Genomic DNA, 21,279 nt, shown 5'->3' on the forward strand with positions numbered 1-21,279 from the left:
AACGATCTAAAGGAGCATAATCATGAACTACCCCTTATTGAAAAATCAATTACCTGAAACGATCAAAAAAGTGTGGATAAAAACGAGCGTTATTACGTTTGTCCTTTCACTCCTGTTTGGCGGGATCGTTGTAGGCGCACTAATGTATTTTGAAAGCCTGACGACGATGTGGCAGCTGATTGCCGGCAGCTACTTCTCAGTGATCCTGCTCATATTCTTATTGAATTTTTTCCTGATCAGCTATCGCTACACATATTTCCGTTATGAAATAACCGGTAAAGAAGTTGTTTTCCAAAAAGGCTTCATCTTTCGCTCGATTACATACGTCCCATTTTCCCGAATCCAGCACATCGAGACGGAACAGGGCCCGTTATTAAGACAGGAGAACTTGATGGAACTGATCATACATACGGCTGCGACCAACCATCATATCGCCGGCTTGTCTATCGAAGAAGCTCAAATGATACGCCACAATCTATTGCTGAAAGTTGAGGAGCTGAGTGAAGATGGAAATTGAGCGTAAAAAATTTCATCCCTCAGTCATGCTGGTTTATTTTATCAGAGACCTGAGAAACTGGATCTTCCTGTTTTTTATCCTGCTGGTGGATATGGACGATCGCGGACTGTATTCGATCATCGGATTAAGTGCACTCGTAGCGTTCATCCTCATGAAAAGTATCGTCAAATACCTCACGGTGACCTATGACGTGTCACCCGAAAAAATCATTGTCTACCGAGGCATCTTCAAGAAAAGAGAAACAGAGATCACCTACGACCGGATTCAGACGATCAAACAGCGGCAATGGTTCTTCTTCAAACCGTTCAATGTGGTCGAAGTCCTGATCGAAACGGCAAGCAGTTCATCTGAAGAAGCAGAAGCTTCGTTGACCGCAGTCGATTATTCCCTCCTGGAAAAAATCGAAACCTATAGAAACAAAACAACCGTTAATGTACTAGAAGACCGGAGCCAGGCCGACCGTTCAGACATCCGCTTCCGCTTGACCAACAAAGAGATCGGGCTGTATGCACTGACGGACGTGACGGCTATTTTCGTATTGGGTACCATCTTTACTTTTGCATTGGAATGGTTACCGGATAGTTTGTATGCTGAGATTTTTTCATTGCTTGATTACTTTGAAGGCATTCTGAGCATCCTCCTGCCGTTTATAGCTATAACGATCATCGGGGCTTTGTCGCTGTTGAAAAACTACATCTTATTTTACAATTATCAAGCCTCCCTGGAGGACGAAACACTTACGATAGAGTATGGTTTGTTTGAAAGAAAGATTCAAAAGATCCCGCTGGAAAAAATCCAGGGCATCCGACTACACAAACAAATCATTCGCACCCTGTTCCAGCGGTCATCCGTGGAACTGCTGATAATGGGCGGCCAGGAAAAAGAGGGTGCAGGACTGAACGCCGGCAAAGTCTTCTTGTTTCCACTTATCAAAAACGACAGCGTCTACAGTCAGCTGACCGAATTCCTCCCCAATATCGCTATTCAAGAACCACAGATCCAAAAGGTTTCTAAAGACAAGCTCTGGTATTTCCTGCGCTGGACACTCCTTATGGGCGTGCTCCTAGTCAGTGCTGCTTTCATGGTGAACAGACTGGTCGGAGTAGGCTTAGCGTTCGCCCTGATCATCGCCCTCGTGACGGGATGGAAGAAGAGCCGGGTTCAGGGGTACAGCGTTCAAGCTTCAGGCATTCTCTGCTTGCAACAATTCCAGGGACTTTCAACCGTCCAGTTGTTTATTGCTCGAAAAAACATCCAAGCCTTTGCCCAGTCAACGACTGTCTGGCTAGCGAAAAAAGAGCTGGGTCACTTGAAAGTCTCATTCAAAGAAGGCGAAACACCCGCTGAATTCAAGCTTCTGTTCATCCCGCAAACCGATTCAACACAGATCTATGACAAGTTTTGGAACAGAGCCGTATCGACAACTGACTCCCTTGAACCTTTATAAGAAAGAAGCTCGCTAGCGATCCAAAAAGAGGCAAATTCCAAAGTTTGATCAGAAAAAGACATAACTTTTAAACCCAACATCTCGTCTAACTCAGTCAAATAAACCAAGTGTAAGGGGTGAGGATAATGCAACTGTCGACATTTCATAATGAAATCGATCCGATCATCGTTGAGCGTGGACTGGATTACTTTAGAAGAAACAAGATTAGGAAAGTGCTGAAAAAAAACGAGTCGTACTTTGAGTTTGAGGTGGCAGGGTCAAAAACCTACACCGCAGTCGTGCGGTTGAAAGAGGACAAAGACACGCTGTCTGAAACAACCTGCACGTGTCCATACGATGCGGGACCATACTGCAAGCACCAGGTCGCTGCCTTTTATTATCTCAATGAAAACAAAATCCAGACCGATGACGGGATATTTTTTGCCAATATCAGACTAAATCTTTCACGCTTATATAAAAACGAATTGATCGAAATGCTGATCGATCTAGCAGAGAAATATCCGGCCGAAAGAAAGTATCTCTTGTCCAAGTATGCCTTATTTCGACTGTATCCTGATTTAAGGTATCTAAAAATGACCTTTGTCGAAACGATCGTGTCCGTCCTCGGAAAAGGACCGGTTATCGACCCATACTACATCATGGACTTAACCGATGATCTGGCTCAAATCATCGATATTGCCGAAGAAATTGAAGATGCCGAAGTTTATTTCAATATAATGTTTTTCTTCTATACCGAAGTCGTCATGTTGAAAAAGATGACGAACGACACGCTCGGGAGCCTGGATGCGTTGCTGATGTACATCCTCTATGATCTGAAACAGCGGCTGTCTCAAACCACGATGATGTCCCACACCCTAAAATTGAAAATTATTGTGTCATTGGACTTGACCTTATCCAACGACCTTTTTGTTCAGCACATGTCAGAATCGGTCAAGCTGATATCAGCCTTCAAAGACCATATGGAAGAAGAGGAGGTCCGCAAGCGATTCATATCCCTCTTACATAAACGAATGACTATATGTATCCAGTCAGGTGATGAAGGCAACTACGCAGACCTGCTTGAACTGAAGAGTTACGTCGAGAAGTGGTATGGGGGTTAGTTAAGATGCAGGGAAACATATTTAATACGAGTAAAAAGAGTATTAAATAGAACTAAATATATGATAAAAGAATTAATGACTCATTTTCGGCTTTTGATAGCAAAAAATCAACTGAATTATCCTAGGAGGAAACACGTTGAATGATAAGATTGATAAAAGAAATTAACAGAATGGCTCCAAAAGGTCTTTATACAGCAACAGCCCCTCAGTCAACATTAATGAGATTTTCTTCTGATGGTATATATGGATTAGCAGTCATGAACAACGGAAAAATAGTTAAGTAGAGTGGCTTTAATAAATTATAGCCTTGCGAAAATATAAACCAATTAAGTTGAATGTTTTCGTGCCACAAATAATGACTGCACCCAGATCTTAGGGTTTTTCTTTTTTTGAAAAACAACCTCAAGATTTATTATTATACTTTTAAACAGTGAGCTCATGATTTGAATTCCCCACAGTTCATTTTTATATTGCTTTCAAATAATAAGTAGGATATTATGAAAGCGTATATATAATGAACTTTTATAAATTCATTACATATCAAAAAAATTGACAAGGAGTGTTTTAATGGCTAATAACGGAAGAAATTGGGTACTTAGTTTATTTTCTTCAACTCTGATATTTGCTACACCAATGATGGTTTCAGCTGAGGAAGAGGTAGAAGAAGTAGAGGCAGTAGTAGTTGAAAATAGCTCAGATAATTATTCGCTTTCTCTCTTTCATACGAACGATTTGCACGCCAGTATCAATAATTTTGGTAAAATGGCATATTTTTTGACTGAGCAACGCTCACAGCTTGAGAATTCACTTTATTTAGATGCTGGAGACATTTTCAGCGGCAATCCTGTAGTTGATTTACAAGATGGCGAACCGATGATTAATTTATTGAACAACATGGACTTAGATTTAATGACTGTAGGAAACCACGAGTTTGATTATGGACAGGAAGTTTTCCAATATAGAAGAAATGAATCCAACTTTAACTGGATTACTGCGAATACTCGTATTTCAGATAGTTCTATACCTATTGAAGAATTTGATCCCTATCAAATTTTCGATTTTGGTGATTTTACAGTTGGCGTACTAGGTTTAACTCAAAATCCTCCTGCAACAAATCCTTCAGGAATTGTCGGTTTGGAATTTGACGATTACGTTGAAACTGCTCTCAAATATGAATACTTAAAAGATGAAGTAGACGTCTTTATTGCGTTAAACCATATTGGTTTTGCTGCTGATCAGAGACTTGCTGAGGAAATTGACTTCTTCGACGTGATTATCGGTGGGCATTCCCATACGTCATTGACTGAGCCGGTCGTTGTTAACGGAACACCTATCGCACATTCCGGAAGTAATGCACGAAATATTGGCGTACTTGATTTGGTTATTGATGCTGAGACTAAAGATGTAACAGTTAATGGCCGCTTACAATCTGTTGCTGATCTGGATGATGGATTAGTTGACGAAACAGTTCAATCACTTGTCAATTCATATAATGAGTCTACTGATGAACTGTTATCTGAAGTAATCGGATTTACTGAAACTGGTTTAAACCGTGATGCGCGCTGGGAGATGGATGTTTCATTAGGAAACATGATTACCGACTCACTCAGAACATTTGCAAATACAGATATTGCAATCACGAATAATGGTGGGATAAGAGCAAATATTGCCTCAGGTGATATTACAGCTAGAGATATCTTCACAGTCGATCCATTTGGTAACTCAATCGCTATTCTAGAAATGACTGGGCATGATTTGAAAGACGTCATTGCCTATTCTTACCAACGTTCACTTGACAGTTATGGGGCACAAATTGATTTACAGACATCAGGTTTAAACTATATTATTTATGTTGATGAAGAAGGAATGTATGTCGATTCAGACCTATTTATTAATGAAGAACCGATGGACTTAGATCAGAAATTTAGCATAGCAACTAATAATTTCATTGTAGCTGGCGGAGATGGTTACGATTTCTCTAAAGCAACAATTATTCAAGGAGATGCTGGACAGGTTACTAACGCATTAATTCAATTTGTACAAGAAACAACAGATGCGTTAGGAGCAGTCAACTATGAACCAACTGAAGGACGTGTTCTGACATTACCTTACGAACCTGAAGCAGCAGAACCAGTGCTTCCTGGTGACGAAGATGAAACAGATGACGACGAAATCGTTGATGAAGATAAAGATTCAGATATCGAAGATGATACTGACTTAGATGATAAAGACATCGAAGATGATGGTGATTTGGAAGATGATACTGACTTAGATGATAAAGACATCGAAGATGATGGTGATTTGGAAGAAGATACTGACTTAGATGATAAAGACGTCAAAGGTGATGAGTCAGAAATTACCTTACCTGTTGGATACGACGAACAAGAATCTGATGAAACAGAAAAAGACACCGACACTGAGACGTTAGCTGAAGAGGAAGAAGTAGTAGTCGCAGCCGAAAAATCAGAAGGGGAGAGACTACCTGCAACTGCAACTGCTACATGGGCAATTGGTTTAGTTGGATTTGGAAGTGTTGCTGCGGGAGCATCTGCTCATCTATTTAAAAAAAGAAGAGATTAATTAAATATAAATAGATGTATGTAATTAAATACAGCTTACCCAATAATCGAATAGAATTAGCTAATTGGATAAAAAGAACCTTTCCATTATTCCTATATAATGATTCTACTTGAACTGGCGTAGGTGAAAATTGAATAATAGTCTACTATTATTCAATTTATTGGAGAGCATGTCGGGTCTGCTAAGCAGCCTGATGTGTTCTTCTTTTCTGTTAAACAATAGTCTATCATTGCTGGGAAAGGTTGCCCAGAAAGTTTTTATACCGGCCTTATAGATACTCAAGGTGAAGAAATCCTCCTAAAGAAAATCAAAGTACACGGAGCTCAATAAATCACCTGTATACACCGTCACGTCTTTACCGTATTTGGATTGGACCGTTTCACTCCCACGCCGCATTGATGACTCGTCTATGATGTCATCATGACTGAGCGTGGCTAAATGAAGCACCTCAGTAAACGCAGCGACAGCGATGATTTTTTGTGCGCGTCCTTATTGGCGTTCCCTAACTGTGAAAAAAGTAAAAAACAGGCCGGTCTAAGTAAATTTCATTGACCCTCTATCAGATCAATGACTGTCTTTTCTATCTCCTTATTTCCAATGGTTGTTTTTTCTATGATCAGTTCAAGACACTCCACTAAAGGAGCTATGATGTTAGGGAAGTTGTTCCACATTGGATGTGTTTTAACCATACCGTTCTCCTTTATTAACCGCTGACAGGCGGGCTCTGCGCTTCTATTTCTATTTTGTATGAATAATTATACATGAAAGCCCCTCAAGTTTTGCATAAAAACTACTAGCATACATATAATAGATTGTCAGACAAGCGTTTAAACAATCTTATATAAGGGGTTAAGCAGAAAAAACATAATGTATCTGCGTAGTTTTCTAAAAACGAATGGTTCTTACTGATGATCGAGTTGACACAGAAGTACCCTCGCAATTTAGAGGAGCTGTTGAATAAGCATGCTATATAACAACTCTATTCAGCTCACTTTTTCTTAAAATGACCCTTGTGCAGAATCATGATTAAATTTGATATATACTACTATATTTATAGTTATAGTTATACCCTTTCTATTCTTATCTTTTTATGATAAGTTTAATCACGTGTCTACATAATACAAAACAGGAAAGGGCGTTTTCAAATGACAGCCAGTTAAATTAGGGAAAAATAAAAAGTGTTCAATAGATAGATAAATGAATAAAAGCTTTGTTGACCATCAATCTAGTGTTCTCGGTTACTATTTTTCGTCCTGTATCTTTTCTTTTTTAACGGAGGTTCTGCTTTGGTGACTTGGTTATGATATTTTTGATTGATACATTGATCTGAACAAAACATTTGATGGCTTTCTTAAAAAACGAGTGCACATCTGATTTTTACATAAAATACGAGAAAAACTGGATACTTTTGAAAATAAGCATTTATAGAGTAGAAAAGCCATATGGTAATGTCATAGCAGAATCAACGTATAAATTATTTGAATTATACCTTGTTTATCATATTGATGAGTTTGTATGAAATAGCAAGGTGCGATAATTTTAATTTAATAAGGAGTTCTTTCATGTTAGAAGTAAAACATTTAACTAAATCATATAAAAAAACAAAAGCCGTTGACGATGTGAATTTTAATATTGGTCAGGGGGAGATTGCAGTGCTTGTTGGTCCGAATGGGGCAGGGAAGTCTACGACCATCAAGAGTATTGTGGGTCTTTTAAGATTCGAAGGTGAAATAAGCATAGGTTCTTATAACAATAAAGCTTTAAAGGCGAAAGAATTATTATCTTATGTACCAGAAATCCCAACACTCTTTCCATTGTTGACCGTGCGCGAACATATAGAATATATGGCCTTGGCTTATGGGAAAACTGCAGATGAAGAGAAGCTCACTGCCTTACTAAACCGATTTGATTTAGTCGATAAAGCAGACAAATTAGGTGACGAGCTCTCAAAAGGAATGATGCAAAAGGTAAGTATTTGTGCAGCCCTCATTGTAGATCCTAAGGTCATTATATTAGATGAACCAATGATCGGTCTTGATCCAAAGGCCATTAAAGAAATCAAAAAACTGATTATTGAATTAAAGCAAGAGAATAAAACGGTGATGATCAGTACGCATATGATCGAAATGATAGAAGATTTATGGGATCGTGTTATTTTTATGAAAGAAGGAAAGGTGATTGAAAATATCAGTCGAACAGATGCTGATCAGGAAGATTTAGAAGAATTGTTCTTCAAGATAACGGGTGAGAATGATGAATGAATCTTTGCTTTACCTTATTAAAAAGTCTTTCCTTAATTTTTTTAAGAAATCAATAAAAAAACCATTAAAAACAATCGGAATGTTGCTTTTGGCTGCCTATTATTTTTATCTCCCCTTTTTAATGAAAGGATTTATTACGGATCTTGGTTTAAACACGCGATCAGGGTTTGTATTAATTGCGAGTATGGGTACTCTCTATTTAACCATGCCGTTAACGATGACTTACATAAAAAGGAAAGGTGTCAATTTTAAAAAGCAGGATGTAAATTTTATTTTAGCTAGTCCAACGTCGCCAAAACAAGCTTTAATTTATGCCTTGTCGAAGGACGTATATATAAATTTCGCGATGCAAGTGATGTTTTTAATGGCAGCTGTTTTTGTCTTTGAAATACCTCTGCTTATAAGCATTATATATATTCTTGTAAATATCGTATTTTCAAATTTACTAAGCTACAGCTTAGCAGTTATTATGTATGCCAGTGAAGAAATCACGCTTAAGCAAAAGCAGCGAATCAAAAGAATAGTTTATGTTGTTTTAGCTAGTTTTACAGTGTTTTTAATAACCAATGTGGTCAGTCAGACACTAGAGTCAGGTTTTGATATTGCTTATATCAGTTCGATCCTATCTTCTCCAGTCGTTTTGATGATACCTATTTTTGGTTGGCAGCTGGGGTGGTTAAATCTAGTCATGCTCGGTCTGACACCCGTAAGGCTGATTACTACGGGATTATTCTTTGCTTCGGCGCTCTCATTAACTTATTACGCGTATAAAATGAAAAGTACAGGGGAGTATTACGAGGATGCGTTATCTTTCTCTGAAAATGTCGCTCTATTACAAAGTAAAAAAGGGGATATTTCACTTACAGAAGCCTTTGGAAACAAGAAAAAGAAATATGGCTATAAAGGGAAACTTAAGGGTTTTAAATCAAACGTAATGTTTCATAAACAGATTATTGAACGCAGAAGATCCAGAAGATATTTCTTATCTTTTGGAGACATCATTTATTTAGTCGCTGGGCTTGGATTGGGCCTCGCTTCAATTTTCATTGATGATTTTATTAATCCGGATTATTACTTGGAAATCATGATTGGTATCAGTATTTACTTGTCCGTATTTTTTAAACCGGGTTCTGATTGGAAAAGTGAATTCAAAAATTATTATTTATTTTTGATGCCAGATTCACCTCTAAATAAATTGTTCAATGCCAGCTTATTGGAACATCTACTCTCATTAGTTCGGGCCATCTTTTTAACAGTACCAGCAGGCTTATTTATGAGCGTATCATTTTTGGAAATCCTTTTCGCGATTACTGTACAGACCTTACTGAAGGCAATGATGACGTATGTATCAATTTTTATTGAGGGGATTATTGGCGCTAAGATTGGCCACACGTTCGCTAGCATCATTAGTATTTTTGTCTCCATTATTATTATGATTGGTCCAATTTCGGCATTGTTCTTTACTGGAATACTCTCTATTTTGCCAATCATTCTGGCCATTTCTATATATGCTATTCTTATCATGCTTTTATTTTTATACCTATCTTCAATGAGCCTGAGAAATATCGAGAGTTTAGAGGAATAGAGGATGGCTTAGTAATAAAACACAGGTCACTTCTAATACTCAACTTTCAAATTTTAACCCCCTGTGTGAAAACGCATCTGGCGCGTAGAGGGTTTTTGACTATTTTAAAGGGATTTCATCATGAGCTAAATATGAGAACCTTAGCCTTTCAACAAAAGCAGAGGTGCTCATTAAAATGTTGATCCGAAACTTTTAAGCTCCACCAGAACGCTATCAATAAATTGCTAATATTATTTGTGTAAAACATCACAAGATGACAGACTTTTAATAGTGCAATCTTTAATGGCTTAAAAAAATAAACAGAAAAAAGGAGATACTATGACGACAACGATCGCAATAGATAATGTAGGAAAGACCATCAATAGAAAAAAAATCATTAAAGATCTCTCTTTAACGATCAACGAAGGCGAAGTGTTAGGGCTACTTGGTCCGAATGGCGCAGGGAAAACAACGCTTATTCGCATGATCGTTGGATTGATTGAGATAACAGAAGGGCAGATCAGTGTTTGTGGACATGATGTCGAAAAAGAACACAAAGACGCTTTGGGAAACATCGGAGCGATTGTTGAAAATCCCGAGATGTATCCTTTTTTCTCAGGACAAAAAAACCTGGACTATTTTGCACGCATGCACACGGGTGTGTCTAAAGAGAAAATTGCGGAGCTTGTAGACTTTGTCAATTTGACCGATAGAATCAATGACAAGGTCAAGGACTATTCGCTTGGGATGAAACAGCGTTTAGGGATTGCTCAAGCGTTGATGAATGATCCTAAGGTGTTGATTCTTGATGAACCAACCAACGGTCTAGACCCGGCAGGCATGCAGGAATTAAGACGTCACATTCGTATGCTTGCAAAAGAGAAAAATGTCACAGTGATTGTATCAAGTCATCTATTAAGTGAAATCGAACTCATGTGTGACCGTATCGCTATCATTAAAAAAGGTGAACTAATTGCGGTAGAAAACGTTAAGGATGAAGCTAAACAGGTTTACCACTTTAAGCTTTCTGAACCAGAAAAGGCGCAGGCACTGTTACAAGAACATTTCGACTTAACAAGCCAGTTGAACGAGGACCATTTACTAGTAGAATTACCTAATGAACTGTCCGATGTTTCCAGCATAGTGAAAGTGTTAGTGGCCAACGCTATCGGGATATACAGTGTGGAACCGAAAAACCACTCGCTCGAAGACCGCTTTATGCATCTGACTGCTGAATAAAAGGAGGATATTATGATAAACCTAATTATTAACGAATGGCAAAAAGTTTTTTCAAGAAAAAGTAACATTATTATTATGATAGTTATTGTAGGCATTGCAGCGTTGCTCAGTTTTATGCCTCTGATTTTCGATAATGAACAGGCAAGCGAGTCGAGTACATACAGTGAAGATTGGCAAAGTGACGTGTCCCAGCAAATAAACACCTTGCAGGAAGAAACAGAAGAATTGCTCACTCAAGACACAGAGTTATCGTTTAGCGACAGCATTACAGTGAGTATCAATCAAGACGAGATAGAGCGACTCAGTTATCATTCAGCCGAAGATATCGAGCCACCTGCAGCAAACAATTTTTATAGCCGCTTAGTCGAGGCATCAAGTTTGAATGCACTGATAGGTATTTTTGTAACGATCATAGCGAGTGCTATGGTATCAAAGGAATTCTCTATGGGCACCATTAAAATGCTACTGATACGTACCCAGTCCCGAACAAAAATATTGACTGCTAAATACATCTCGACCTTACTGTTGGCGTTCTTTTACTATGGACTGTTATATTTATCGACGACGATCTTCTCGTTACTGACCACAGATATGAATCCAACATCGGAATATGTCTTCATGACGATGAATGGCAGCTATGAGCATGTGCAATTTATAAGCTATTTTACCGGCTTAGTGGCCAGTAACCTGGTTTATTTAGTCATTATCTCATCTCTGGCGTTTACGCTATCAACCATCACGCGAAACACCTCATTATCCCTAGGTGCTACACTAGGCGCTATATTTTTAGGGGCCGGGTTAACTCAATACTTAGCATCACAAACGGATCTGGCAAAGTATTTATTAATGGCTAATTGGAGTTTAGAAAATTATTTGCCGGGACGCATGACGTACATTGACGGCTTAAGTTTACCCTTTTCCGCGATCGTTAATGTGGTGTATGTTGGGGTGTTTTTAGGACTGTCCTACTATGCATTCAACAAACAAGATGTTTTATGATAACTGTAAATTTTGGAGGGAACACAAATGAATGAGAACGTAAAGATGAACAAAAAAAGATTTCCATGGTTAGCACTCACTGTTTTTAGTGTTGTTTTGATCGCGTCCGTCGTGATCAGTTTGAATACAGCAGAGCTTACAGTGGAACCGGAAATCGCTGAACTCATTGAGGCCAATCCCGGGGTGGCATCTTTAGGGGTCGCTATCGTGACCGGGTTAGGTGTCATAGGCGGATTGATCGGGGTGGGCATACAATATCTGGTAAAGAGATTTCCAACCCAGTGGATCGCCAAAGATTCTGATGTCTATAAAAACGAGATCTGGTCGGCGTTGTTTTACTCATCAGCCATTGGCATTGTCTTAGAATTGATTGGTCAAATGCTGGAATTGCAAGGAAATATAGCACTTGCGGTCTTAGGCAGTATCGTAACAACAGGCTTGTTCCTTTTCTTTTATTTTTCCGGAGAAAACAAACCCTATCATATCAAAAAGGCCATCACGATCGTGAGTGTCGGATTACTTGTACTGAATATCTTAATTACTGTAGCCGCATAATAACCTCTTCAAAAATAAAACATGTGCTATAAGACCGCTGGTCAGGATAAATGAGTTGAAACGGTATAAGATAATCTTTAGGGGAGCCATGCTCTACCCGACTAAACTATTGAATGCAATCGGGAGAAGAAGTTACCTAGCGCTGTGAAGAACTAGCATCTATTGCTGCATGTGTAACTGGTGGATGCATAGCTGCATATACGGCAGTTCAGCAAAGGATCACAGGTTACACGAAACAGCAATCCTTTGACTATGAGCCTAAAAGAATCAAAACCAATGCTACCGTACCAGTGAGGTGAAATGGACTCGCTGGTGCGGTATTTTATAATATACCCTTACTATCCCTAAAAGTGGATGACAATAAAAAGGGCTACGCCGTATACAGATTTGATAAAAGCAAGTTCGAAGGATGATACATTTTAGGCAGGGAATCAGACGGATCCGTCTGATTCCCTGCCATTTTTGTTACATGACTTCAGCTGTTCACTCACATCAAGAATAGGAGGGGGGCACCTAACTCGATCACTCTTCGTTCACGTCATTGCCATATAAAAGTAACTCACTACAGAATCTCCTTATAGAAAAAACAGGCACCCGTAAGTGCTGCTCGAACCACTCATTCCTTGCGTAAGCGATTCCAAAAAGAGTATACTTATTTTAAGCGGACGAATAAACTGGATCGTCCAAATGTGTAACAGTAGAAAATTGATTTAGTGAAAACTTTATTACTTAAACAAGGAGGAAAAAACATGTTAGATGTCAAAAACAAATGGGTACTCGTCACTGGAGCCAGCCGGGGAATCGGGCGGGAGATTGCACTCGCCATGGCGAAACAAGGGGCGAATGTCATCGTCCACAGCCGGGATCTGGCGCACACAGAAGACTTAGTCGAAGAAATCAAAGGACTTGGTGTGGACGTTTTTGCTGTAGCGGCAGAATTGTCGAATGAAGAAGAAGTCAGAAAAATGGCCGATACGGTTTTAGAAAAAGCAACGGTGGATATTCTGTTCAACAATGCAGGCGTCATGTCAAAGTTTCAGAACCCTCAATGGCAAGTGGATGCCAGTGAGTATGTCCGGACGTATCAGATCAATGTGATCGCTCCAATGATCCTGTTAGAGAAGTTACTGCCGGGCATGTTGGAACAAAAATTCGGACGCATCATCAACACCACCAGTATCGTCAAGAACCAGCCGGCAATAGGGGCTTATGTTGCGTCAAAAGCCGCGCTGGATAAACTCGCCCTGGACTACGCTGGGAGACTGAAAGCCAAAAACGTCATGATCAATTCCGTCTACCCCGGCTGGATCAAAACAGACCTGGGCGGAGAAAAAGCACCGCATGACGTGGAGACCGTTATCCCCGGAATGATCATCGGTGCCTTTGTACCCAAAGGATTCACTGGACAGTGGCTGGAAGCTCAAGATTATAGCGGGAAGAGTTTGGAAGAGGCATTAGAAATTTTAAACAACGATAGTAATAATTAATCAGCGTAAGCCTCTATTTCATGAATTGTGAAGTAGAGGCTTATATCTCAAAATTGGTTATAGATTTGACAAAATGGATAAGGATTTAAGCGGCGGTATATGGAAGTATTTAAAGTAATCTCATAACTATTACACTTTTGTGATATATTAAATTTAACAACACTTAAAGTGAGGTGATCTAGAATGAAAATAAATTCTCCAGTTATTTATGAAATGGATTATAGTATTAAGAGTATTGATGTAATTAGAGAAGATAACTCTAAAGAAAATAATCGATTAATTTTTAATTATCCAACCGTTTATATCATTAATCATAGAGAAAAGTCAGGCATTTCTGTATACATAGGAGAAACAACTGATATTTATAGAAGAACAATTGAACATATTGACACTGACTCAAAAGAGAGAGACGACTGGGCTATTATGAAGTCTGCATCTGATGCCAAAATGTTTGTTGTGGGACATGAGATGTTTAATAAGTCGTTAACATTAGATATTGAAAATCGCCTGATGTTATATCTATCCAGCGTTGATGGAATAAGTACGGTTTATAACAGAAGAAGCAATGAGCAAAACGAATATTATACTTCTCAGTACCTAGATGATATTTTTTCTAAGGTCTGGAAGAAATTAAGAAGTAAAAACAGAAAGTTGTTTCCAATTGAGAGTGTAATAAAAGACTCCGCTCTATTTAAAGCTTCTCCTTTTCACAAGTTGACCAGAGAACAAATGGATGCTAAAACGATTATTTATCACAAGATTGTTTCTGCACTAACACGTGATTTAGATAGTCAACTCATTTTCGTTGATGGAGAAGCCGGAACAGGTAAGACTGTTTTATTGAGTAGTTTATTCTATGATTTATTTCAATATACTGAAGAACAGGATCCGATATTTCGTTCTACTAATAACTATCTACTAGTTAATCACGATGAACAGCTACTCATTTACGATCAGATAATGAAAAAATTAGGCGTAACAAAACGTTATGATCCAAGCGTTATGAAACCGACCAGCTTTATTAATAAATTCAGTACTGATGAGAAAGCTGATATTGTTCTAATTGATGAAGGACACTTGCTTCTTACCCAAGGTAAACAGTCGTATAAAGGTAACAATCATTTAGATGACATATTAGCTAGAGCAAAAGTCGTCATACTGATTTTTGACAAGAACCAAATACTCACCACTGAACAATATTGGGAAGAACATAAACTTATTGATTATCAGGGTAAAGCTTTAGCAAATAAAAATTATATCGAATTGAGAAACCAAATCAGAATTAATTCCAACAAAGACACTATAAAGTGGATTAGAGATATAATTGACAAGAAAACAATTAACAACATTCCTTATGACGATATATATGACTTGAAAATTTTAGAATCTCCAAGACATTTAGAACAACTCATCAATAATAAAGCCTCTGATAAAAACAACGGATTATCAAGATTACTAGCAACTTATGATTGGCCGTATCATGCAGCAAATCTCGATGAGAATGATCAGTACTGGAAAGTGAAAATAGGTGATTGGAGCAAACCTTGGAATTTACTTGGTCATGAACCAAAAGATATTAAAAAGAAAAACAAAGGGATGGCATGGGCTGAGCAGGAACAGACAATTAATCAAGTCGGATCTACTTTTACTATTCAAGGTTTCGACTTAAATTATGCTGGGGTAATAATTGGTCCCTCTGTTATATACAGAAACGGTGAAATCAAATACAATCCAGATGCTAGTTCAAATAAAAAAGCTACTAGAAACAGGACACTAGAAGATGGTTCGAAAAAGAAATTTAGCGATATCTTTTTGAAAAACGAGTTAAATGTTTTGCTGACTCGGGGTGTAAATGGTCTTTATATTTATGCTGTTGATAAAGAGCTCAGAGAAGCATTGCTCGAAGCCCAAAAACAAGGGGAGATTCTATAAATGGATGATATAACTGAATTAATTACTTTAATAAACGAATTTCGCGATGAGAGAGACTGGCGCCAATTTCATAATCCCAAAGATTTGGCTATCTCGATATCTTTAGAAGCATCCGAATTACTTGAAAATTTTCAATGGAAAGAAAGCGAAGACGCTATTCAGAAAAATAAGAATGACATTGAAAAAGAACTGGCGGACATTTTGATTTATTCTCTCATGTTAAGTTCTGATTTAAACTTGGATGTTAAAAATATCATTAAGAAAAAGTTAAATGAAAATGGACATAAATATCCAGTTAATAAGAGCAAAGGATCGAATGTAAAATACACGAACTTTGATTAACAAAAACCCATTTTGTAATAAGTTATCTTATTACAAAATGGGTTTTTCATTCATTTTAAAACTCTTTTTTTAATCCAATAGAACTATTCTGTACCTATATTCTACCGCATTCAGCCATTACTACATTGTAATAAAATCAGAAGTATTCTATACTTTAATAAGTAACGGTAATAAATAGATGCAACTAGTATTAAATAAAAATCATGGAATAAGTAGGTGTCAACTTGAGTGAATTAGAATCGTTTTCGGATTTGTTTCAGAATAAATTATTTAGAATACCGGACTATCAAAGAGGGTACGCCTGGAAAAAAAACCAGCTCATAGATTTCTGGGATGATGTCATGCATTTGCAGGAGGATAGATACCACTATACGGGACTACTTTCTTTAAAAGAGATCCCAAAATCAGAGACACGTCATTGGACCAATGACCAATGGTTGATCCACAATAGAGGATACAAAGCATACCACGTAGTTGATGGACAACAACGATTGACAACATTCTCTATTTTAATGAATGAGATTTTATCGTTTATTAAACAATTAGAAGTAAACGAAGGAAAATCTGAAGATGAGATCGTTATTAATTATGAAACTTTGGCATCTATACGCTCTAAGTATATTTCGCAAAAAAGACCGCCTCATAATATAGTTACAACCTATTTGTTCGGCTATGAAATAGATAACCCTAGTGCTGATTATTTGACACATGAAGTGTTTAATGAGCCTCATAGTGGGACATTAATAGAAACGTATTACACTAAAAATTTAAAATTTGCTAAAACATTCTTTTCGGATTGCCTAGCTAATCTCTATGTGCTAGAAGGAATCGACGGCATAGAAAATCTTTACCAGAAGCTGACCTTTCAGTTGATGTTTAACATCCACGAAATTGAGAAAGATTATGACGTCTATGTTGCATTCGAAACCATGAACAACCGCGGAAAAAAATTGTCTAACTTGGAATTACTAAAAAACCGCCTTATTTATTTGACTACTTTGTATGATAATAATCAGCTGGACAGTACCGACAAAGATGAACTCAGAAAACAAGTTAACAATGCCTGGAAAGAAGTCTATTATCAGTTAGGTAGAAATCAGAATACACCTTTAGCCGATGATGATTTTTTAAGAGCACATTGGTCTATTTATTTTCAGTATACGCGTAATACAGGTACGGATTATATTGATGTTCTTCTAAAAAAATTCTCGGCACTGAACATATACGACAAACATATTGTATTGTTAGAAGAAGAAACGACTGAACCTATTACTGATGACCTCATAATTGAAGATGATACTGAAGAAAATTATGAAGAGGCTCCTTCAATCAATGTAAGTAAATTGACGCCATTAGAAATTCGTTCGTACGTTAATAGTTTAAAAGACATCTCTCAATACTGGTTTTTGACACATTTCCCTGAACAGAGCGATTTGAGCTCTGAAGAAAAAATATGGCTTGGAAGACTAAACAGAATTGGAATAGGCTATTTCAGACCTATCATAGCTCTTTCTTTACTGCCTGAATTGAATATTACAGAAGATGAGCGTGTCTCTTTATTCTCAGCTGTTGAGCGTTTTATCTTTATTTGTTTCAGAATGGGTACATTACAATCAAATTATAAGAGCAGTTATTACTATCGAGCAGGCCGTTCTCTTTACAATGGAGAAATCGACGTTCACGATATAATACAGTCATTAAATCAGACCGTGAGTGAAGATCTAAATGTTGTCTTGAAAAACTTCTCAGCTAAAATGGACACTCGTTTCTCAAAACATGACGGCTTTTATTCTTGGAGAGATTTAAGATATGTCCTTTATGAATATGAGTATAAAAAAGGTGAACAAACAGGTATTCAAAAAGTAGGGTGGAAACCTTTTACAGTAATAGAAAAAGACAGAGTATCGATTGAACATATCCTACCTCAGACACCAACAAAATGGTATTGGAGAAATCAATTCAGAACATATTCGGATAACGAGATAAAATTACTGTCTGGATCTTTAGGGAACTTGCTCCCACTGTCTCAAAGTGTCAATTCTTCATTGCAAAATGACAGCTTTCCGGACAAAAAATCTCCTCGAACAACTGGTCGAAGAGGTTATAGAGATGGCTCCCATTCAGAAATCGAAGTATCTAATGAAAACGAATGGACTGCTGATACTATTCTTGAACGTGGAATTACATTGCTAAAATTCATGGAAAAACGTTGGGATTTCTCTTTTGAAAATGAAAATCAAATGCTTGATTTTTTGCATATTGATTTTGTTAAAGATGACAGGGCAGAGGTTCCAGAAATCCCTGAAGAAATTACATTACCGCTTGACGATGAAGAAAATAAAGATACCGCAAAAATCACAACCTCTGAGTTCCAACTGGATTTTTGGACAGAGTACGTCAATTATTGTATTGAAATTAATAGAGATAAAGAGATTACTCCAGAGACTCCCCAATCTCATAATTGGTATGTAGTATGTAATAGTAACAAAGATTACCATATTTTCTATAATGTCATAAACAGAAGAACGCTTCGCGTAGGTATATATGCTAATAACCAAAAAGTATTTCAATCTATAGAAAACCATAAAGAAAAAATAGAAGAAATATTTGGCTTTGAGCTGGATTGGTATACAAGTAAACCCAGTACTACTGCTAAACGTGTATTGTATTCCACTACTACAGATTTATACGATAGAAACAAAGATCACCAGCATTTTGACTGGTTAATTTCTCATTATGATAAATTAAAGTTGGCTCTAGATACAATTGAACCTATTAGAAACAGATAATTTTGAAGCTGAACACTTACTCATCTAATAATGAGTAAGTGTTCTTTACTATGACAGCCGAAAACTAGCATAAAGCAAAAAGAGACAATATAAACTTGGAATGCATACTTTTTATGGAGAAAAAGTTTTACAAATCCCTATTCTGCCGTGAGAGCCTGATTCACCATTCTAAAAATAGATCAAAAGAGTTTTTTTCCAAAATATCCGAAAATTAGTATTTAGCGATACCCTTCTTGCTGAAAGTGATACGCAGTACACGTGCCCCTGGAAAGGGTCCACTTACCATATTGCCTTTGGCGAAGAGCGTATGGAAGAAGGTGACCGGTCTTATGAGAACCCTAAAAAGGCAGAGAAGAGCATAACCGGACATATGTGTTTTGACCTAAAAACTGAAGTCAACTAGTCCTAGCATTTAAAATGAGTATTATGAAATGATGATTTTTCAGACTTCAATATACCCAGAAATTAGTTAAAAATGTGTTTTCGATCGCATCGAAGACGTAAGACTGATCGTTTAACAATTCAAAATATCATTAAAATTTAACTTTATGAACTGATTTCTACTACAAAAAAATAAATACAGGAGGCTACTCAAAGGTAGACTCCTGTATTTATTTTGTTTAACCGGTCATATTAGACAGCCAATTTCTACTGCTGATCAAAACCAGGTAAGTCTTCGATCGAATCGATGTCTACATACTCAGGAACAATGACACCAACTTGAGTACCCGTCATATTGACGCCTAAATCATCCAATTCGTTTTCGTATTCATCAACAAAGAATCCTTGTGTTGTGGGTAACCAGACGGCTACAGTCGCATCAGATTCACCAGTTGCTAGAGCCTGGAACAAAATTGCAGGCTCAACGCTCGTTTCCGTCACATCATAGCCGATCTCTTCAAGCACCAGGGAAATAATTTGACCAGATGCTCGCTCTGTATCCCAAGGGAAAGAAACAAGACCTAGTGATTCTCCTTCTAAATTATCATATGCGTCAAGCACTTGACGTGAGTTTTCTGCAATACCTGATCCAGGTTCCATGCCTGTTTCTGTATGCAGTTAAAGCTGTTTATTCTGAAGTTTTTTTCTTGTGTGGACTCTAAGTTTTAAAATTTCGATACCGTGAATCACTAAAACGCGCAAGGATGCGTAAAAGGGCACCGCCAGAATCATTCCGATGAGTCCGATTAATTGTCCTGCAATTAAAATAAGAAAAATAATTGTCAAAGGATGAATCTTCAATTTTTTTCCAATAACTTGAGGGGCAATGAGGTTACTTTCTATCTGCTGAATTACCACTACAGCTCCGACAGTCAGCAAAGTTACAATTGGAGACGTGAACAAAGCGACCATTACTGCGGGGATACTTCCAATCCAAGGGCCAAAATAGGGGATGATATTTGTCAAGCCGGCTATCACTGCCAGAAGCAAGGCGTAGTCCAGGCCAATCAGAAGAAATGCGATAAAACATAGAATCCCTACAAAAAGACAAACAATCCCTTGTCCTTGAATATAAGAGGAGAGCGTGTAATCAATCTCTTTTAACACTCTACGCACTTCAGCTTGCTGTTCTGTATGAAACAGCTTGACAAAGTCATTTTGAAAGTTACTCGAGTCCTTTAGCAAATAAAATAAGAGAATGGGCAAGAGAACCAGAACAAATAGAGCGCTGGCTACAGTTCCAATCAGTGAGCCAAATCCGCTGACCAGACCTCTTCCCATACTATTCAGTGTGTCTGTTGCTGTTTTAATATAACCTTCTATGTCAATAAACTGTCCATCCTGAAGCTGACTAATGCGATTAAATAAATCAATTTCAAGAGCCCAGTCCTCAATTCCGGAAATAATAGCTGGTATATTAGTAGCTAAACTGATCATCTGCTCCTGTAGAATCGGGCCAAGAAGAGCCAAACTGAACAAAATACCTCCGATTAATATGACATACATAATAAGAATGGAGACGCCCCTAGGCAGTTTTTTACTCAGTAGATTGACAAACGGCCGGAGCAGGTAAAATAGAAATCCAGATAGAACGAGAGGAATAAACATCGTTTGAAAGGCAATACGAAAAGGGGTAAAAAACCAGCTGATCTGGCTGCCCATAAAGATTATTAAAAAGAGTAGTAATATATTTTTTCCAATTTTAAAGAATTTATCGTCCATTTTAATGCTCCTTCGTTTTCATATAATAAATAGGCGTGCGTAATCTATATTTAGACACATTATAACATAAGATGAAGGGTTGCAATGACAGAATTAATAACCATGGGTTTGACTATAGTTGGCGGAATAAATAAAGAGACACGTGCAATATAACACCCGATAAACATTGAGTCTAGTCAACATATGCCGGGTATTGGCTGATGCTTTTTTAACTCTGCAGGTACCATCAAAAATCATAGAGGAGTTTTACAAATGTTGATTGAAAAGTAATCATAAAGCGTGTCAAATGAATGTCAAAGAAATC

The 21,279-nt window shown here is 37.5% G+C and carries 19 protein-coding genes; 15 read left to right on the forward strand and 4 right to left on the reverse strand.

The window, feature by feature from the left end:
• Positions 1 to 22: 22 nt before the first annotated feature.
• The 5 genes from ACO1PF_RS11840 to ACO1PF_RS11860 all read left to right on the forward strand — a co-directional run bounded on the left by ACO1PF_RS11840 (position 23) and on the right by ACO1PF_RS11860 (position 5,644).
• Positions 23 to 517 carry a PH domain-containing protein gene (locus ACO1PF_RS11840; RefSeq protein WP_423189264.1) on the forward strand — a complete coding sequence of 165 codons (495 nt, stop codon included), beginning with the start codon at positions 23 to 25 and terminating at the stop codon, positions 515 to 517.
• Positions 507 to 1,964: a PH domain-containing protein gene (locus tag ACO1PF_RS11845; RefSeq protein WP_423190556.1), complete on the forward strand. Its 1,458-nt coding sequence runs from the start codon at positions 507 to 509 to the stop codon at positions 1,962 to 1,964. The genes ACO1PF_RS11840 and ACO1PF_RS11845 overlap by 11 nt, the downstream gene beginning before the upstream one ends.
• A gap of 125 nt (positions 1,965 to 2,089) precedes the next feature.
• A complete protein-coding gene (locus tag ACO1PF_RS11850; protein WP_423189265.1) occupies positions 2,090 to 3,064 on the forward strand; it encodes an SWIM zinc finger family protein in 975 nt (324 codons plus the stop codon).
• Between the two features lie 140 nt (positions 3,065 to 3,204).
• The gene (locus ACO1PF_RS11855; protein WP_423189266.1) at positions 3,205 to 3,348 is read left to right on the forward strand and encodes a hypothetical protein; all 144 of its coding nucleotides are present in this window, start codon (positions 3,205 to 3,207) and stop codon (positions 3,346 to 3,348) included.
• A 283-nt stretch (positions 3,349 to 3,631) separates the two neighbouring features.
• Positions 3,632 to 5,644: a bifunctional metallophosphatase/5'-nucleotidase gene (locus ACO1PF_RS11860; RefSeq protein WP_423189267.1), complete on the forward strand. Its 2,013-nt coding sequence runs from the start codon at positions 3,632 to 3,634 to the stop codon at positions 5,642 to 5,644.
• A 297-nt stretch (positions 5,645 to 5,941) separates the two neighbouring features.
• Here the strand turns inward: ACO1PF_RS11860 and ACO1PF_RS11865 are convergent, their stop codons facing one another.
• Positions 5,942 to 6,091: a polyprenyl synthetase family protein gene (locus tag ACO1PF_RS11865; protein ID WP_423189268.1), complete on the reverse strand. Its 150-nt coding sequence runs from the start codon at positions 6,089 to 6,091 to the stop codon at positions 5,942 to 5,944.
• Between the two features lie 98 nt (positions 6,092 to 6,189).
• Positions 6,190 to 6,333, reverse strand: coding sequence for a hypothetical protein (locus ACO1PF_RS11870; RefSeq protein WP_423189269.1), 144 nt, complete (start codon positions 6,331 to 6,333; stop codon positions 6,190 to 6,192).
• 873 nt (positions 6,334 to 7,206) lie between these two features.
• Between ACO1PF_RS11870 and ACO1PF_RS11875 the strand changes: the two genes are divergently transcribed.
• The 10 genes from ACO1PF_RS11875 to ACO1PF_RS11920 all read left to right on the forward strand — a co-directional run bounded on the left by ACO1PF_RS11875 (position 7,207) and on the right by ACO1PF_RS11920 (position 19,215).
• Entirely contained in the window at positions 7,207 to 7,905 is a 699-nt protein-coding gene (locus ACO1PF_RS11875; RefSeq protein WP_423189270.1) for an ABC transporter ATP-binding protein, read from the forward strand.
• Complete coding sequence (locus tag ACO1PF_RS11880; RefSeq protein ID WP_423189271.1) at positions 7,898 to 9,490, forward strand: putative ABC exporter domain-containing protein; 1,593 nt, start codon at positions 7,898 to 7,900, stop codon at positions 9,488 to 9,490. Before ACO1PF_RS11875 ends, ACO1PF_RS11880 begins: the two co-directional genes overlap by 8 nt.
• Before the next feature lie 318 nt (positions 9,491 to 9,808).
• Positions 9,809 to 10,708, forward strand: coding sequence for an ABC transporter ATP-binding protein (locus ACO1PF_RS11885; protein ID WP_423189272.1), 900 nt, complete (start codon positions 9,809 to 9,811; stop codon positions 10,706 to 10,708).
• Positions 10,709 to 10,720: 12 nt separating this feature from the next.
• Positions 10,721 to 11,707 (forward strand): ABC transporter permease, encoded by a 987-nt coding sequence (locus tag ACO1PF_RS11890; protein ID WP_423189273.1) that lies wholly within the window; start codon positions 10,721 to 10,723, stop codon positions 11,705 to 11,707.
• A gap of 27 nt (positions 11,708 to 11,734) precedes the next feature.
• A complete protein-coding gene (locus tag ACO1PF_RS11895) occupies positions 11,735 to 12,262 on the forward strand; it encodes a hypothetical protein (protein WP_423189274.1) in 528 nt (175 codons plus the stop codon).
• A gap of 749 nt (positions 12,263 to 13,011) precedes the next feature.
• The gene (locus ACO1PF_RS11900) at positions 13,012 to 13,749 is read left to right on the forward strand and encodes an SDR family NAD(P)-dependent oxidoreductase (RefSeq protein ID WP_423189275.1); all 738 of its coding nucleotides are present in this window, start codon (positions 13,012 to 13,014) and stop codon (positions 13,747 to 13,749) included.
• A 183-nt stretch (positions 13,750 to 13,932) separates the two neighbouring features.
• Positions 13,933 to 15,681: a DUF2075 domain-containing protein gene (locus ACO1PF_RS11905; protein ID WP_423189276.1), complete on the forward strand. Its 1,749-nt coding sequence runs from the start codon at positions 13,933 to 13,935 to the stop codon at positions 15,679 to 15,681.
• 9 nt (positions 15,682 to 15,690) lie between these two features.
• On the forward strand, positions 15,691 to 16,023 hold the full coding sequence (locus ACO1PF_RS11910) for a nucleotide pyrophosphohydrolase (protein ID WP_423190557.1): 333 nt from the start codon (positions 15,691 to 15,693) through the stop codon (positions 16,021 to 16,023).
• A gap of 224 nt (positions 16,024 to 16,247) precedes the next feature.
• A complete protein-coding gene (locus ACO1PF_RS11915; RefSeq protein WP_423189277.1) occupies positions 16,248 to 18,812 on the forward strand; it encodes a DUF4268 domain-containing protein in 2,565 nt (854 codons plus the stop codon).
• A gap of 286 nt (positions 18,813 to 19,098) precedes the next feature.
• On the forward strand, positions 19,099 to 19,215 hold the full coding sequence (locus ACO1PF_RS11920; RefSeq protein WP_423190558.1) for a hypothetical protein: 117 nt from the start codon (positions 19,099 to 19,101) through the stop codon (positions 19,213 to 19,215).
• A 245-nt stretch (positions 19,216 to 19,460) separates the two neighbouring features.
• On the opposite strand, the gene ACO1PF_RS11925 is transcribed toward ACO1PF_RS11920, so the two are convergent.
• Both ACO1PF_RS11925 and ACO1PF_RS11930 read right to left on the reverse strand, forming a co-directional pair.
• On the reverse strand, positions 19,461 to 19,853 hold the full coding sequence (locus ACO1PF_RS11925; protein WP_423189278.1) for a glycine betaine ABC transporter substrate-binding protein: 393 nt from the start codon (positions 19,851 to 19,853) through the stop codon (positions 19,461 to 19,463).
• A gap of 18 nt (positions 19,854 to 19,871) precedes the next feature.
• Positions 19,872 to 20,975, reverse strand: a complete 1,104-nt coding sequence (locus tag ACO1PF_RS11930) for an AI-2E family transporter (RefSeq protein ID WP_423189279.1) — start codon at positions 20,973 to 20,975, stop codon at positions 19,872 to 19,874.
• Between the last annotated feature and the right edge of the window lie 304 nt (positions 20,976 to 21,279).

The organism is Alkalibacterium sp. f15 (assembly GCF_049389645.1).
Taxonomy (GTDB): Bacteria; Bacillota; Bacilli; order Lactobacillales; family Carnobacteriaceae_A; genus Alkalibacterium.